Below are 14,232 nucleotides of genomic sequence, written 5' to 3' on the forward strand. Positions count from 1 at the left end.
CCTATGCGTTTTGCCGTTCTCGGCAGCGGCAGTCAAGGGAACGGCACGCTGATAGCCAGCGCTGATACGTACGTGCTGGTGGATTGTGGTTTTTCCCTGCGGGAAACCGAAAAACGCCTGCTGCGACTGGGTGTGAACCCTGCGCAGCTGAGCGCGATACTCGTGACCCACGAACATGCCGACCACGTGCATGGCGTGGGTTTGCTGTCTCGGCGCTACAATCTGCCTGTCTACCTCAGTCGCGGGACCTTGCGCGGGATGCGCAAACCGATTGAACCCGCAGGCTTTCTGGCCGGCGGCGAGCAGTTGCAGATCGGCGACTTGAGCATCGGTGTCATTGCCGTGGCCCACGATGCACAGGAACCGACGCAGTATGTCTTCAGTGACGGTTCACGGCGTTTCGGCCTGTTGACCGACCTGGGCTCCTATTGCGACAGGGTGCTGGACGGTTACCGGGACCTCGATGCATTGATGATCGAGTCCAACCATTGCAGGGACATGCTGGCTCGCGGTCATTACCCGTACTTTCTCAAGCAGCGGGTGGGCGGTGAACTGGGACATTTGAACAACCATCAGGCGGCATTCCTGGTGGCCGAGCTGGGCTGGAAGGACCTGCAACACCTGGTCCTGGCCCATCTGAGCAGCAAGAACAACCTGCCGCAGCTGGCCCGGCAATGTTTTGTCGACACCCTCGGGTGCGACCCGGACTGGCTGCAACTGGCCGATCAAGATTCAGGGCTCGACTGGCGTCACATCGCCTAGCCCATCTACTTAGCAAGCGGAGCCCATCATGGAAAAACGTGAAGAACTCTACCGCGGCAAAGCCAAGTCGGTTTACAAGACCGACGACGCTAACCGTTTGATCCTGCTGTTTCGCAACGACACTTCGGCGTTCGACGGCAAGCGTATCGAACAGCTCGACCGCAAGGGCATGGTGAACAACAAGTTCAACGCCTTCATCATGCAGAAGCTCGAAGCGGCCGGCGTGCCGACCCAGTTCGACAAACTGCTGGGCGACAACGAATGCCTGGTGAAGAAGCTGGACATGATCCCGGTCGAGTGCGTCGTGCGTAATTACGCCGCTGGCAGCCTGGTCAAGCGCCTGGGTGTCGAGGAGGGCATGAAGCTCAACCCTTACACCTTCGAACTGTTCCTGAAGGACGACGCCAAGGGCGACCCGTTCATCAACGAATCCCACGTCGTGGCTTTCGGTTGGGGCACCGCCGAGCAACTGGTTCGCATGAAAGAACTGTCGCTCAAGGTCAACGAAGTCCTGAGCAAGCTGTTCGACGACGCCGGCCTGCTGCTGGTCGACTTCAAGCTGGAATTCGGCGTGTTCCACGATGGTTCCATCGTGCTGGGCGACGAGTTCAGCCCGGACGGCTGCCGTCTGTGGGACAAGGCTACCGGCAAGAAAATGGACAAGGACCGCTTCCGTCAGGGCCTCGGTGACGTCATCGAAGCCTACGAAGAAGTCGCCAACCGTCTGGGCGTACCGCTTTAACCGACGCAAGCATCTGAAAGCACAGAAATATTTCGCTTAGGGGGTTCGCTTCCGGCGAAAGTGTTGTTATGATGCGCGCCGTTGGAGAGATGCCAGAGTGGCCGAATGGGACGGATTCGAAATCCGTTGTACCTTCACCGGTACCTAGGGTTCGAATCCCTATCTCTCCGCCATTACATTGAAAAAGCCCCGTAGCTGAAAAGTTACGGGGCTTTTTCGTTTCTGAAGCTTTTTCAGTGACTATCGCTGCCGACATCCTGTCCGAATCCATTGTGCTCCCTGCCATCGAGGGGCTGCGGTGCGAAATATCCCCTGACATTGAAAGTAATCGCTCCGGGAACTCCTCCTTTACTCTGCTTGCGCAGGTCACTGACCTGCAGTCACCGGCAATCGCATGGAGCGAGCAATGTATTTTGAGATTTACAGGCAAATCCGCGGCACCGTCCTGACTGGCAAGGGCCAATGGCGATGGCGTTTAAGGGCGGGGAATCATGAAACGATTGCCAGCGGTGAGGCTTACGTCAACAAGGCTGATTGCCTGCATGCAATCAATTTGATCAAGGGGACCTGCGAGCAGACCCCTATCAAGGAAATCTAGCTGAGGGTGGTGAAGCTGCTCGTTGAGAGCAGCTTCGTTTCAACCGGCTTATGGCTGGGAATGACCGAGTTTTCTCTTGATCAGTTCGTAGACGTCCTTGTGGGTGGAGTTGTGCAGGGATTTGTCCTTGCAGGCCGAGGCGAGGAACGTTTTGACCTCATCCCTTGCGTGCGGGTACAAGCCGGCGACGTAGTCGGCTTCGTGGGGCTGGGTGCAGTTGAAGTGCTTGTCGTCTTTGGCTTTGTCTCTGGCCATGGTGCCGCTCCTTTTGATAACGCGTGTTTTGGATGACGAGGCTGGTTTTTCCCCTCGTGCGCCGCTGAGCTTAGGGACCCAAGGGTTAACTGCCAGAGGTTTCAGGTAAAAAGGAAGAGGCTGTAGGACAAGGCGTGGGCAGGCATTTTGCTTAAACGTGAACCCCGTCAGGCTGTTGAACTTGAGTTGAATGGACGGCAGTTGCCCCGGCTACCTAAACTGTCAGCAGATTTGGGGATTGGGGACACTGGATGAATCGCAACGAACTTCGCAAGGCGGATATCAACCTGATGGTGGTATTCGAAACGCTGATGCTGGAGCGCAATGTCACTCGGGTGGCGGAGAAGCTGTTTCTCGGTCAGCCGACCATCAGCTCGGCGCTCAACCGCTTGCGTGCGATGTTCAATGATCCGCTGTTCATCCGTGTTGGCCATCGCATGGAGCCGACGGCACGGGCAGAGGAGATCATCAGGCACCTGTCGCCGGCGCTGGATTCCTTGTCCGTGGCCTTGAGCCTGACCCATGATTTTGATCCGGCCAGCAGCACGATGACGTTTCGCATCGGGTTGTCCGACGATGTCGAGTTCGGCCTGTTGCCGCCGTTGCTGCGAACCCTGCGCCAGGAAGCGCCAAAGGTGGTGTTTGTGGTGCAGCATGTCGATTACTGGCGGATTCCCGACTTGCTGGCGTCCGGCGATATCACGGTGGGTATCAGCCAGACCCGTGGCTTGCCGGCCAATGCCAAGCGCAAGTTGCTGCGGCATATCCAGCCCAGCATTTTGCGCGCCGATGCTTCCGACACTCCGCTGACGCTCGACGAATATTGCGCACGACCGCACGTGCTGGTGTCCCATACCGCCAACGTCAGTGGCTATGCCGACGAGTGGCTGGCGGAAATCGGCCGCACGCGCCAGGTGGTGCTCTCGGTACCGCAATACAGTTCGTTGCCCGCACTGCTCGCCGGGACGGACCTGATCGCCAGCCTGCCGGACTACACCGCCGAGGCGATGGCTGCTTCGGGCATGCTGTTCAAGGAGCCCTTTCCGTTCAAGACACCGACCCTGGACCTGTCCATGGTCTGGCTCAGTCATGTCGATACCGACCCTGCCGAGCGCTGGTTACGTTCGCGCCTGGAGGCGTTCATGAGTGAGCGTGCCGTTTTGCCGCTGCCCGAATGAACGGGGCATGTTATACGTACGACCTTTCCATCCCCTTCCAGGAGCCAACTCATGCCTCACCTGCACATGGAATACACCGCCAACCTGACTGACCTGAATGCCGATGTGGCGTTGATGCGGTTGAACAATACGCTGGTGGGTTCCGGTCAGTTTGCTGCCGAATTCGACATCAAGAGCCGCGCGGTCAGGGTCGAGACGTTCAAGGTCGGTACTACTTTGGCTGAACGGGCATTCGTGCATGTGAAACTGGCACTGTTGAGTGGGCGTTCCGCACAAATCAAGAAACAACTCTCCGAAAGCCTGCTGGCGGTGGTTCAGGACTTGTGTGAGTGGCCGCGCGGTGTTGAAGTCCAGTTGTGCGTGGAGATTCTCGACATCGATCGCGATTCCTACAGCAAGACCGCCATCAGCCACTGAGTATCAGGCCGTTTCCTGCATGGCGCAGGCCTGGATCACTTGCGCTCGCAGCCAGGTGTTGGCGCTGTCCTGATCGACCCGCTGGCTCCACTGCATGTCGAGGGTGAAACCCGGTAGACCCTCGGGCGCTTCACAGTGATTGAAGGTGTCGGTACTGGCCAGCAGCCGCTGGATGCGCCGGGGCAGGGTCAGGGCATAGTCGGTGCCGGTAATCAGCTTCAGCGCTGCACTGTAACTGTTGGCGCGCGCGACGATCTGGCGCTGTTTGGCCTGCTGCGCGAGCCAGCCGTCGACCATGTTGGTGGCGGACGTCCAGGGTGTCGGGAATACGTGTCGACGTTCGACATAGGTTTGCAGGCTCAAACGCGGTTCCGCCGGGGTGGCGCGTTTGTCGAACACACAGACCAGATCATCTTCGAGCAGCGTCCTGGATTTGAAATCGACGTGGCTGCGATGAAAGTTCGGGCCGAAACACATCACCAGGTCGAGACTGCCTTCGCGCAACGCTTCGGCAGGGATGTCGGCTTCGAGTTTGAGCACATTGACCGTCACCGGAAGATCGGCGAGGGCGAAGGTTTTCAACAGGCGCGGCAGGATCAACTGCTCGAAATACTCCGGTGCGCAGAGGTTGAACGTCACGGCTTGCAGGCCAGGGTCGAACGCGGGTGAGCCGGCGTGGCACAAATTGATGCTTTCCAGGATTTTCAGCACGTGAGGGTACATCGCGCTGGCCTTGCCTGTGGGCTGCATACCGCCGATACGGGTATGGATGAACAGTTCGTCCTCGAAGCTGTTGCGCAGTTTTTTCAGGCAGTAACTCACGGTGGACTGGCTGACGCTAAGCATCTCCGATACGCCGGTGACGCTGTTCTGCTCGTACACGGCGACGAACACCATGAGGTCCTGCATGTCGAGTTTTCTAAGCGAATTACTGTTCAGCATCCATTGCGTCTCGCTGCGTCCCCTTGCACTGACCGTGTGCCAGGGTGAGTGAACGATCCTAGCGGAATGAGCGAACAGGGAAAATGCCTTGCAGGAAGTTTTGCCCTGGAACCCTTCAACTCTGGACCATCGCCGACACGGCGCGGCGGCTGGAGATCAACAGCGCGAACATGCCGATGCCCACCAGCAGCGCGCCCGCCAACTCCAGCGGCAGCGGCATCTGGCGTCCCCAAAACCAGTGAAACAAGGTGATGAACAGCGTGCTCAGGTAGATGTAGGAAATCACCGAGGATGGCGCGATCACGCCGATGGCCTGATGCAGTAGCCAGAACGTCGCCAGGGTGGCGAACACCGCCAGGTACATCAGCCAATAGAAATCGTTGAGCGTCAGTAATGATGCCGAGCGCCAACCACCACTGAATCCGCAGAACACCAGCAGAAACAGTGCGCCGAACAGCATGTTCCAGAACGTCATGGGCACCGGCCCGCGCCCCTTCAGGCTATTGGCTTTCAGGCGTTGGCTTAGAGGGGCGTAAAGTGCCATCGCCAGGCAACCGATGCCGTACACGGTCAGCGCATACGGCGATGGAAAGTCGTTGGGGCCGGTGCCTTTCATGATCAGTAGCACCGCCCCGGCAGCGGCGAGCAGCATCGGCACAATCCGTTGTTTCAGGCGGCTGTCAGGTATGAGCACGGCCTCGAAAGCCAGGGTCATCAGCGGCACCAGCGTAAACATCGTTCCTGTATTGACGGCCGAGGTGTAGCGCAATGCTTCGAACAGCGAACCGAAGTACAACGCCAACAACAGGCCGAGCACCGCGTGACCCAGCAGCCCGCGGGCGGTCATGACGGCATTGCCTTCACGCAGCAACAGCGGCAGAAACACCAAGGCGCAGAACAATAGGCGCAAGCCGGTCAGCAGGATCGGGTCGATGGCCTGGCTGACTTGCGCCGCCGCGGAAAACGAGGCGGCAATCAGCAAGGCCCAAAGCAGCATGCTGGCGTGAGCGGCGGCGAAACCGGTGGTTTTCATGGCAGGCTCCGGGTCAGTGGATGTGGCGGCTGTAGTGCCTTGGGTTGAAGCGCAAAACCATCAACATCATCAGTGCCATGACCGCCGCCAGCGACCACCAGGCCCATTCAAAGCTGCCGAGCCGGTCGCGGATGATCCCTGCCAGCAGAGGCGACAGGCTGGCGATCAGGTAGCCGATGCCTTGTACGAATGCAGTCAGGCCACCGGCGCGCAATGGATTGTCCAGGTGATCCAGCGATACGATCAGGCTCATCGGGAACAGCCCGCCAATGCCCAGCCCCAGCAGGCATGGCCACATCAGGCTCAAGTGCTGCGGGCTCAGAATCAGTCCGCAGAAACCGGCGATGATCAGTGCCAGCAAGACCATCAGCACGACTCTGCGGTCGCGGCAGCGATTGGCGATGAAGGGCGTCAGCAGGCCCGACAGCACTTCCATTGCGGTGAGAAACCCGAGCAGCAATCCGGCGTGTTGTTCGCTCCAGCCCTTTTCCACGTAGTACGGCGCCAGCCAGGCCAGAACGCAGGTGTAGGACGCAGTGCCCAGGCCAAAGAAGATCGCGAGTAACCACGCGCGGGAATTGGCGAAGAACGATCCTTTGCGGGATGCCCTCGAATCCAGTGTTGGCATCCTTGTGCTTTGGCTGCGCCAGAAGAGCAATGCCAGCACGGCGAGAACGGCCCAGATCGCCAGGCCCATGCGCCAGCTGCCGGTAGACGCCATCACCAGTGGCGCAAAGGACGCCCCCATGGCGGCACCGCCCATGATCGATGTGACGTAGAGACCCATGCACAGGGCAACGTGGTCGCTGAAGCGGGATTTGATCAGCGCAGGCATCAGGGCCTGGATCAGGGCGATGCCGATACCTGCCAGTACGGCGCTGAGGATCAATTCGCCTACCGAATCGACAAACAGGCGCGACACCGTGGCCATGCCGATGATCAGCAACGAAAGTACGACAGTACGCTGTTCACCGAGACGCTCGCTGACACGCAGTCCGAAAAACATCGCCAGTCCCATGGCCATGACCGGCAACAGGGTCAGCAGTGAAGCCAGGCTGAAACTCAGCGGGATGTCCTCGCGAATCGCCGAGAGCAACGGCCCGACGGCGGCCATGGAGGGACGCAGGTTCAGGGCGACGAGAGCAATGCTGAACATCAACCAGAGGGCAGGGCGGGTAGTCGCGCGGGTGTTTTCCATGATCGGACCTTGAACGGTAGGGTTGCGATTAGGCGCGCGAGGCTGCAAGGCCGCAAATCAGAAAGTCTGGTGATGTATTTGGAAATTAAATAAGAGTGCGGTCATACGGACGCCGTTGAATGTTTAGCCATTCGACATCCAAGGTTCTTCAAATCCTGATTTAACGACTGAACCCATCGTGTGACGCTGCCGGTCATCTGTTTTCTGCGGTTCTCTCTATGGACGGTTGGCCAGTCGCAATCCACTTCAAGGCAACCATCGGCGCTCGTGCGTCGAGCCTTGGTCGTCGATTCACGCCCGCCACCGCGCCAAGCCTCTCTGCACTTCCTTCTGAACTGGCCTTCTGGGCGCTGTGGCATTGCCGACATGCGCGCCCGCCGGATTCCTGCTTTTTCCGCTGATCGTTCCTACATATTCCGGTAGGTACCGGAATTAAAGTGCGTGTGCCTTTGTGCACCCGTCAAACACGGAAAAAGAGAATTCCCATGAGTTGTGCCACGACCTCGTTCGCCACCCGGCTTGAAGCCCTGACTTTTCTGGAACAGAACCCGGATATTGAAATGTTCGAGCTGTTCATCCTCGACAACAACGGTGTGCCGCGGGGCAAGCTGCTGCACCGTGACGAGCTGCTGGCGGTGTATGAAAGCGGGCGGCCATTACCGAGTACCATCCTCGGTCTGACCATCAACGGCGATGACGTGGAAAACTCCGGGCTGGTCTGGGATGTCGGCGATATCGACTGCCGGGCCTACCCGATCAGCGGCAGCCTCACGCGTATGCCGTGGCGTCTGATACCGACCGCGGCCGTGCAGGTCAGCATGCACCCGACTGAGGGGATGCCCGCTACCATTGCCGATCCCCGTCACTTGCTGGCGAAAGTCATCGAAGGGTTGCAGGCAGACGGCTATTACCCGGTGATGGCGGCGGAACTGGAGTTCTATCTGCTGGATCAGCAACGCGACAGCAATGGCCGGCCGCAACCGGCACGGGATGTCGATGGCGGGCGTCCGCGCGGCACCCAGGTCTATGGATTGCGCGAGCTTGAACAGATCGAGCCGTTCCTGGCCGATCTCTACAGCGCCTGCAAGCTCCAGGGGATTCCAGCACGCACGGCCATTTCCGAATACGCGCCGGGGCAAGTGGAAATCACCCTCGAACACCGCACCGACGCGTTGCAGGCCATGGACGAAGCGGTGCGTTACAAGCGTCTGGTCAAAGGGGTGGCGCACAAGCACGGCATGACGGCGTGCTTCATGGCCAAGCCATTCGATGACCTGGCCGGCACCGGGATGCACATGCACGTGAGTCTGGCGGACAAGGACGGCAACAACCTCTTTGCCAGCGAAGCCCCGGATGGAACGCCTTTGCTCAAGCAGGCTGTCGCCGGCATGCTCAGTACCTTGCTCGACTCGCTGTTGCTGTTCTGCCCCAACGCCAATTCCTACCGTCGATTCCAGGCCAACAGCTATGCGCCGCTGGCAGCCACCTGGGGGGTGGACAATCGCACCGTGAGCTTGCGCGTTCCTGGCGGGCCGGCGTATTCCCGGCACATCGAGCATCGAATTTGTGGCGCGGATGCCAACCCCTATCTGGCGGCTGCAGCGATTCTGGCCGGTATTCATCGCGGTATCCGCGAACAACTCGACCCGGGTGCGCCGGTGGAGGGCAATGGCTACGCCCAGGCCGCGAAACTGTTGCCGACGGACTGGCTGACCACTTTGCGATCGCTGGAAGGTTCCAGTTGGGCCAGGGAAGCCTTCGGCGGCGAGTTCCTCGGTGTCTACCTGGCGGTGAAGCGCGCCGAGTATCGCCAGTTCATGGGGGAGGTCGGGGAGCAGGACTGGCGCTGGTACCTGCATCAGGCTTGAGCCGAAACTGAACCCGAGCTGAACCATTCTCAAATAGTCTGAAGTTTCTGGCAGGTGTTATAAGCCAACTAATTGTTGGCTTCTTTTTCACAAAAAATTGATGGTTGGCTACCTAAAATTAGAATTGTCTCGGTCAATGAAATTTTCACATTGACCGAAGGCACTTCTTTTCAGGACTCGCCGAACCTCATGTTTAAGATTAAAGCCGTGCGCCCCGAATGGGTGACACTGATTGCCAGTGCATTTTTGTTGGTTGGCTTCAACTTTGTACTCTGGCAACACCTGTTCGAAATCACCACGTCCGATGGCAAAGGCATGGTCATGCGCGTGGCCTTCGGGGTGATGATATTCGCGGCCTTCAACATCGTGCTGTCCCTGCTGGCCTTCCGGCCGGTACTCAAGCCGCTCCTGACCCTGCTGTTCATGGTCAGCGCGGGCGTGGCGTATTTCATGAGCCAGTATGGTGTCCTGATCGACACCGGCATGTTGCGTAACTTCGCTGAAACCAATGCTACGGAAGTGCGCGACTTACTGTCGCTCAAGTTGTTTGTTTATATTGTACTGCTCGGTGTATTGCCGTCGTGGCTATTGTGGAAGGCACCGATTAATTATCGTCGCTGGCACCGTGAGCTGCTCAGTAAAGTCCTAGTGGTATTTGCTTCTGCGGCCGTCATTGGTGGTGTTGCACTGGTTAACTATCAAGGCTTGTCTTCGCTGTTTCGCAATCACCACGAGTTGCGCCTGATGGTGGTGCCAAGCAACTACATTGGTGCCTCTGCCGGTTTATTGCGCGAGAAAGTAGCGACTGCGCGGCAACCCTTTGTGAAGATCGGTGAAGATGCCCGACGCAATACGCTCTGGCAAACTCATGGGCGCAAATCCCTGACGGTGCTTGTCGTCGGGGAAAGTGCCCGGGCGGAGAACTTCGGTATCTTTGGCTATAGCCGCGACACCACGCCCAATCTGAGTAAGGAAGATGGCCTGATCGCCTTCACCGATGTGCATTCCTGCGGAACTGAAACCGCCGTTTCGGTGCCTTGCATGTTCTCCAACATGGGGCGCAAGGACTACAACGCCAGCAAGGCCAAGAACGAAGAAGGCCTGCTGGATGTGCTCAAGCATGCGGGTATCGACGTGATCTGGCGTGACAACCAGTCGGGCTGCAAGGGTACGTGCGATCGCGTCACCCTTCAGGACGTCAGCAATCTGAAAGACCCGGCATTGTGCGCCAACAGTGAATGCCGCGACGAAATCCTGCTGCAGGGGCTGCAACATTTCATCGATACCCTGGACAAGGATACCGTGCTGGTATTGCACCAGATGGGTAGTCACGGTCCGGAGTACTTCAAGCGTTATCCGAAAGAGTTCGAGCGTTTCACCCCGGTTTGCGAGAGTAATGCCCTGAACAATTGCAGTCGCGAAAGTATCGTCAATGGCTACGACAACACCTTGGTCTATACCGACCACGTGCTGTCGACCCTGATCGATCTGCTGCGCACTAACCAGTCCAAAGTGGACACCGCGATGCTGTATCTGTCGGACCACGGTGAATCCCTGGGCGAGTACAACTTGTTCCTTCACGGCACGCCTTACATGCTGGCACCGGAGCAGCAAAAACATGTGGCCATGTTTGCCTGGTTCTCCGACAGCTATAAACAGTCGTTTGCGGTAGATACCCGCTGCCTGCAACAGAGTCGTGAAAAGCCTCTGAGCCAGGACAACCTGTTCCATTCGATGCTTGGACTGCTGGAGGTCAACAGCAAGGTCTACAACCAGGATCTGGACATGTTTGCCGGATGTCGTGGGCCGGTGACTGACGGCGTGCTGGCCAAGGATTGAGTGCTCCGATTTTGTTTCACTCGGTGGCTGCCGACCTGCGGCCTGTTGAACGTTTATCAAGAGCCATTGCACATGTCCGCTCAACCCCCATCCGCCATCGAGCTTGAGATTGCCCGGCGCTACGATCAGGAACACGCGCGCGTCTGCCTTCAGCCGCAAGCGCCGGGCCTGGCCGGGCGGCTGACGCACTGGCGCGAGGCGCGTCTGGTGCGCAATGCACTCAAGGTCGCTGGTGAACCGGGGCTGATCCTCGACGTGGCCTGCGGGGTGGGGCGTTTCTGGTCGGTGCTGGCCGAACATGCGAATCGGGTGATCCTCGCGACGGACCCGTCCCAGGACATCCTCGATCATGCCCGCACACATCACCCGCAAAGCCTGCTGAAGCGGATCAAGACCTTTCAAAGCTCCGCCTTCTCGATTGGTTTGTCGGAAAACGCGGTTGACTGCATTTTTTGCATGCAACTGTTTCAGCACCTTTACAGTCCGGAATATCGTCTGGCGATGCTGGGCGAGTTTTACCGGGTCAGTCGCGATACGGTGATCGTCGCGGTGCGCCTCGATGGCCTATTCAAGGGCGCGCATTCCAGCGTGGAGGGGCCATTACCGAGCAAGGCCGGGGTCGAAAGCGAGTTCAGGCAGGCGGGATTCCGTTTGCTCAGCCATCAGGATTTTTTTCCCGGTTGTGCACAGATGCGGGTCTACGTGCTGGGTAAGACCAGCTAGGCCGAGCTTGTCGGACTATTCTTCATGTCACGCAGTCATTTTCGCTAACGCTCTTGTTCAGTGGATGCGCGGAAATCGCCGGGGGCGATATATACTGCGCGCCATTCTTCAAGGGAGAGCCGTGTGGCCATCGATATTCACTGGATTCGCGACAACGATAGCCTCGGTCGGTTTTGTGCCGAGTGGCAGCAACTGCCATTCGTTGCCCTCGATACCGAATTCATGCGGGTCGACACCTTCTACCCGATCGCAGGCCTGCTGCAGGTCGGCGATGGCGAACGTGCCTACCTGATAGATCCGCTGACCATCGACAACTGGCAACCTCTGGCCGCGTTGCTGGAAAACCCGGCCGTGCTCAAGGTTGTCCACGCGTGCAGCGAAGACCTCGAAGTCCTGCTACGCCTGACCGGTAGCCTGCCGGCGCCACTGTTCGATACGCAATTGGCGGCCGCCTACCTGAACCTCGGTTTCTCCATGGGCTATTCGCGCCTTGTGCAGGAAGTGCTCGGCATCGACCTGCCCAAGGGTGAAACCCGTTCCGACTGGCTGCAGCGTCCGCTCTCCGAGACCCAGATCAGCTATGCCGCCGAAGACGCCGTGCACCTGGCCGAAGTCTTCGTAAAGCTGCGTCCAAAGCTGTCTGACGAGAAATACGCCTGGGTTCTGGAGGACGGTGCCGAACTGGTGGCCAACCTGCGCCGCGAGATCGATCCGAACGAGGTCTATCGCGATGCCAAGCTGGCCTGGAAGCTATCGCGCGCCCAACTCGCGGTATTGCGTGAACTCTGCGCCTGGCGTGAAAAGGAAGCCCGTGCCCGCGATCTGCCGCGCAACCGGATCATCCGCGAGCATTCGTTGTGGCCGCTGGCGCGTACGCAACCGGATAACCTCGGCGCCCTGGCGAAAATCGAAGACATGCACCCGCGTACTGTGCGTCAGGATGGTGAGTTTCTGCTTGATCTGATCAAGCGCTCTGGCAGTGTGTCGCCAGATCAATGGCCGCCAGCCGTGCCGGAGCCGCTGCCGGTGGACGCTGCCGTGTTGCTCAAGCAGCTCAAAGCCATCGGTCAGGCCGAGGCCGAGCGCCTGAACATTGCGCCGGAACTGATGCTGCGCAAGAAAACCCTTGAAGCGCTGCTCAAGAGCGGCTTCCCCAATGGTCCCTACCAATTGCCTGATTCGCTGCGTGGCTGGCGCCGCGAATTGATGGGCCAGGCGCTGCTCGACAGCCTGGTCACCGCCGGAGAACAGCCTTGAAACGTATTTGCTCCATCTACCGCAGCTCGAAAAGAAACGAAATGTACCTGTATGTGCTCAAGAGCGATGCTCTGGAGCGCGTGCCGGAACCCCTGATGGCAGCCTTCGGCAAGGCCATACACGCGTTCGACCTGGTGCTCAGCCCCGAGCGCAAGCTGTCGCGCGAGGACATCGCTGTCGTGCTGGAAAACCTCGAGAAACAGGGTTATCACCTGCAAATGCCGCCTGCCGAAGACGAGTACATCGAACACTTGCCGGAAGAATTGTTGCGCCGCAACGATCCGGTGTGAATGGCAGACAGGCTCTGTTCAGAGTGGTTATGAAACACTGATTGATTTTAGCGATGGCAGCATCGACCGAGCAGCGCTCTGTCGGTCGCCGTCTGCACCGTTTTTGAAAGGTTTGAAGCATGCGCGTCCTGATTGCTGAACACGACCATCCCGTGTACGCCCAACTGTTGCGCGAGGCGGCACCGGACCTGGAGGTGCTGACCAGCGGTGATTCCGCCGAACTGGCCAGCCAGGCCGCCGATTGTCCGGTGTGGCTCGGCCAGCCTGATCTGCTGGCGACCCTGTTGCGCCAGGGCCATCAACCGCAATGGCTGCAATCGACCTGGGCCGGCATTACGCCGCTGCTGGCCGATGGCTTGCCACGGCACTATCGATTGACCCGTGCAGTCGGCATCTTCGGGCAAGTCATGGCCGAGTACGTGCTCACCTATATGCTCGGTCACGAACGTGAAGTGCTGGCGCGACTGGTCAGCCAGGTCGAGCGCAAATGGGACAGCCGCCATGGCCAGAGCCTGGCGGGGCGCAAGGTGTTGATCGTCGGCACCGGTGATATCGGTCAGAGTGTCGCGCAGTTCCTCGTGCCGTTCGGGGTCGAGCTGTATGGCGTTGCCAGCAGCGCGCGGGAACAGGCGCCGTTCATCGAAGTCGGTGCACTGGCGGATCTGCCGCGGCTGGTCGGTGAAGTCGATTACGTGGTCAATCTGCTGCCGAACACGCTGCAAACCCACGATATCTACGACGCGGCGCTGTTCAGGCAATTCAAGCCGACCGGCTTGTTCATCAACGCCGGGCGCGGTGTGGCGGTGGTCGATGCGGATCTGGTGGAAGCCTTGAAGGAAGGGCATCTGGCGGGCGCGGTGATCGACGTCTGCCGTCAGGAGCCATTGCCCCAGCGGCATCCGTTCTGGACAGCCTGGGGCCTGCTGCTCACCGGCCACAGCTCGGCACCGACTTCGCCGTCGATGATGGTGAAGCTGTTTGTCGAAAACCTGCGGGCGTTTCAGGCGGGAGAGGCGTTGCGCGGGGAAGTGGATTTCGATCGCGGGTATTGAGGCTAGGCGAAAAAAGATCGCAGCCTGCGGCAGCTCCTACAGGGTTGTGTGTACACCCTGTATTCGTCGTCAACCTGC

Annotated in this window: 15 protein-coding genes and 1 tRNA gene; 12 read left to right on the forward strand and 4 right to left on the reverse strand. The window is 59.0% G+C overall.

Going from position 1 to position 14,232, the window contains the following annotated elements; all coding sequences use genetic code 11:
- The first annotated feature begins 3 nt into the window (after nucleotides 1-3).
- The 4 genes from ACEN83_RS06500 (at nucleotide 4) to ACEN83_RS06515 (ending at nucleotide 2,102) form a co-directional block, all read left to right on the forward strand.
- Nucleotides 4-762, forward strand: a complete 759-nt coding sequence (locus ACEN83_RS06500; protein ID WP_495579814.1) for an MBL fold metallo-hydrolase — start codon at nucleotides 4-6, stop codon at nucleotides 760-762.
- 28 nt (nucleotides 763-790) lie between these two features.
- Nucleotides 791-1,504 (forward strand): phosphoribosylaminoimidazolesuccinocarboxamide synthase, encoded by a 714-nt coding sequence (gene purC / locus ACEN83_RS06505; protein WP_007944067.1) that lies wholly within the window; start codon nucleotides 791-793, stop codon nucleotides 1,502-1,504.
- A gap of 83 nt (nucleotides 1,505-1,587) precedes the next feature.
- Nucleotides 1,588-1,677 (forward strand) — tRNA-Ser (locus ACEN83_RS06510).
- Nucleotides 1,678-1,910: 233 nt separating this feature from the next.
- The gene (locus ACEN83_RS06515; RefSeq protein ID WP_217837471.1) at nucleotides 1,911-2,102 is read left to right on the forward strand and encodes a YegP family protein; all 192 of its coding nucleotides are present in this window, start codon (nucleotides 1,911-1,913) and stop codon (nucleotides 2,100-2,102) included.
- A 48-nt stretch (nucleotides 2,103-2,150) separates the two neighbouring features.
- Here ACEN83_RS06515 and ACEN83_RS06520 read toward each other — a convergent pair whose 3' ends face one another.
- Nucleotides 2,151-2,357: a hypothetical protein gene (locus ACEN83_RS06520; RefSeq protein WP_217837472.1), complete on the reverse strand. Its 207-nt coding sequence runs from the start codon at nucleotides 2,355-2,357 to the stop codon at nucleotides 2,151-2,153.
- Between the two features lie 251 nt (nucleotides 2,358-2,608).
- Between ACEN83_RS06520 and ACEN83_RS06525 the strand changes: the two genes are divergently transcribed.
- A complete protein-coding gene (locus tag ACEN83_RS06525; protein WP_102674441.1) occupies nucleotides 2,609-3,535 on the forward strand; it encodes a LysR substrate-binding domain-containing protein in 927 nt (308 codons plus the stop codon).
- Between the two features lie 51 nt (nucleotides 3,536-3,586).
- Nucleotides 3,587-3,952, forward strand: coding sequence for a 5-carboxymethyl-2-hydroxymuconate Delta-isomerase (locus ACEN83_RS06530; protein WP_495579815.1), 366 nt, complete (start codon nucleotides 3,587-3,589; stop codon nucleotides 3,950-3,952).
- A gap of 3 nt (nucleotides 3,953-3,955) precedes the next feature.
- On the opposite strand, the gene ACEN83_RS06535 is transcribed toward ACEN83_RS06530, so the two are convergent.
- The 3 genes from ACEN83_RS06535 to ACEN83_RS06545 all read right to left on the reverse strand — a co-directional run bounded on the left by ACEN83_RS06535 (nucleotide 3,956) and on the right by ACEN83_RS06545 (nucleotide 7,125).
- Nucleotides 3,956-4,894: a LysR family transcriptional regulator gene (locus ACEN83_RS06535; RefSeq protein WP_495579816.1), complete on the reverse strand. Its 939-nt coding sequence runs from the start codon at nucleotides 4,892-4,894 to the stop codon at nucleotides 3,956-3,958.
- Nucleotides 4,895-5,009: 115 nt separating this feature from the next.
- On the reverse strand, nucleotides 5,010-5,927 hold the full coding sequence (locus ACEN83_RS06540) for a DMT family transporter (protein WP_495579817.1): 918 nt from the start codon (nucleotides 5,925-5,927) through the stop codon (nucleotides 5,010-5,012).
- 13 nt (nucleotides 5,928-5,940) lie between these two features.
- A complete protein-coding gene (locus tag ACEN83_RS06545) occupies nucleotides 5,941-7,125 on the reverse strand; it encodes a cyanate transporter (RefSeq protein WP_495579818.1) in 1,185 nt (394 codons plus the stop codon).
- Nucleotides 7,126-7,610: 485 nt separating this feature from the next.
- Here ACEN83_RS06545 and ACEN83_RS06550 point away from each other — a divergent pair, with 485 nt between their 5' ends.
- The 6 genes from ACEN83_RS06550 to ACEN83_RS06575 all read left to right on the forward strand — a co-directional run bounded on the left by ACEN83_RS06550 (nucleotide 7,611) and on the right by ACEN83_RS06575 (nucleotide 14,154).
- On the forward strand, nucleotides 7,611-8,993 hold the full coding sequence (locus tag ACEN83_RS06550; RefSeq protein ID WP_495579819.1) for a glutamine synthetase family protein: 1,383 nt from the start codon (nucleotides 7,611-7,613) through the stop codon (nucleotides 8,991-8,993).
- Nucleotides 8,994-9,182: 189 nt separating this feature from the next.
- The gene (locus tag ACEN83_RS06555; protein ID WP_495579820.1) at nucleotides 9,183-10,832 is read left to right on the forward strand and encodes a phosphoethanolamine transferase; all 1,650 of its coding nucleotides are present in this window, start codon (nucleotides 9,183-9,185) and stop codon (nucleotides 10,830-10,832) included.
- Nucleotides 10,833-10,904: 72 nt separating this feature from the next.
- The gene (locus tag ACEN83_RS06560; RefSeq protein WP_495579821.1) at nucleotides 10,905-11,555 is read left to right on the forward strand and encodes a class I SAM-dependent methyltransferase; all 651 of its coding nucleotides are present in this window, start codon (nucleotides 10,905-10,907) and stop codon (nucleotides 11,553-11,555) included.
- Between the two features lie 123 nt (nucleotides 11,556-11,678).
- Complete coding sequence (gene rnd / locus ACEN83_RS06565) at nucleotides 11,679-12,812, forward strand: ribonuclease D (RefSeq protein WP_495579822.1); 1,134 nt, start codon at nucleotides 11,679-11,681, stop codon at nucleotides 12,810-12,812.
- Complete coding sequence (locus ACEN83_RS06570) at nucleotides 12,809-13,102, forward strand: YcgL domain-containing protein (protein ID WP_015093929.1); 294 nt, start codon at nucleotides 12,809-12,811, stop codon at nucleotides 13,100-13,102. Before rnd ends, ACEN83_RS06570 begins: the two co-directional genes overlap by 4 nt.
- A 119-nt stretch (nucleotides 13,103-13,221) precedes the next feature.
- Nucleotides 13,222-14,154, forward strand: coding sequence for a D-2-hydroxyacid dehydrogenase (locus ACEN83_RS06575; protein ID WP_495579823.1), 933 nt, complete (start codon nucleotides 13,222-13,224; stop codon nucleotides 14,152-14,154).
- The last annotated feature ends 78 nt before the right edge of the window (nucleotides 14,155-14,232 follow it).

The organism is Pseudomonas sp. Pseusp49, assembly GCF_059491875.1.

Coding starts and splice junctions, on each gene's coding strand:
- ACEN83_RS06500 (WP_495579814.1), top strand. CDS start 4: ATGCGTTTTGCCGTTCTCGGCAGCGGCAGTCAAGGGAACGGCACGCTG.
- ACEN83_RS06545 (WP_495579818.1), bottom strand. CDS start 7,125: ATGGAAAACACCCGCGCGACTACCCGCCCTGCCCTCTGGTTGATGTTC.
- ACEN83_RS06555 (WP_495579820.1), top strand. CDS start 9,183: ATGTTTAAGATTAAAGCCGTGCGCCCCGAATGGGTGACACTGATTGCC.
- purC (WP_007944067.1), top strand. CDS start 791: ATGGAAAAACGTGAAGAACTCTACCGCGGCAAAGCCAAGTCGGTTTAC.
- ACEN83_RS06550 (WP_495579819.1), top strand. CDS start 7,611: ATGAGTTGTGCCACGACCTCGTTCGCCACCCGGCTTGAAGCCCTGACT.
- ACEN83_RS06530 (WP_495579815.1), top strand. CDS start 3,587: ATGCCTCACCTGCACATGGAATACACCGCCAACCTGACTGACCTGAAT.
- ACEN83_RS06560 (WP_495579821.1), top strand. CDS start 10,905: ATGTCCGCTCAACCCCCATCCGCCATCGAGCTTGAGATTGCCCGGCGC.
- ACEN83_RS06535 (WP_495579816.1), bottom strand. CDS start 4,894: ATGCTGAACAGTAATTCGCTTAGAAAACTCGACATGCAGGACCTCATG.
- ACEN83_RS06540 (WP_495579817.1), bottom strand. CDS start 5,927: ATGAAAACCACCGGTTTCGCCGCCGCTCACGCCAGCATGCTGCTTTGG.
- ACEN83_RS06520 (WP_217837472.1), bottom strand. CDS start 2,357: ATGGCCAGAGACAAAGCCAAAGACGACAAGCACTTCAACTGCACCCAG.
- ACEN83_RS06575 (WP_495579823.1), top strand. CDS start 13,222: ATGCGCGTCCTGATTGCTGAACACGACCATCCCGTGTACGCCCAACTG.
- ACEN83_RS06515 (WP_217837471.1), top strand. CDS start 1,911: ATGTATTTTGAGATTTACAGGCAAATCCGCGGCACCGTCCTGACTGGC.
- ACEN83_RS06525 (WP_102674441.1), top strand. CDS start 2,609: ATGAATCGCAACGAACTTCGCAAGGCGGATATCAACCTGATGGTGGTA.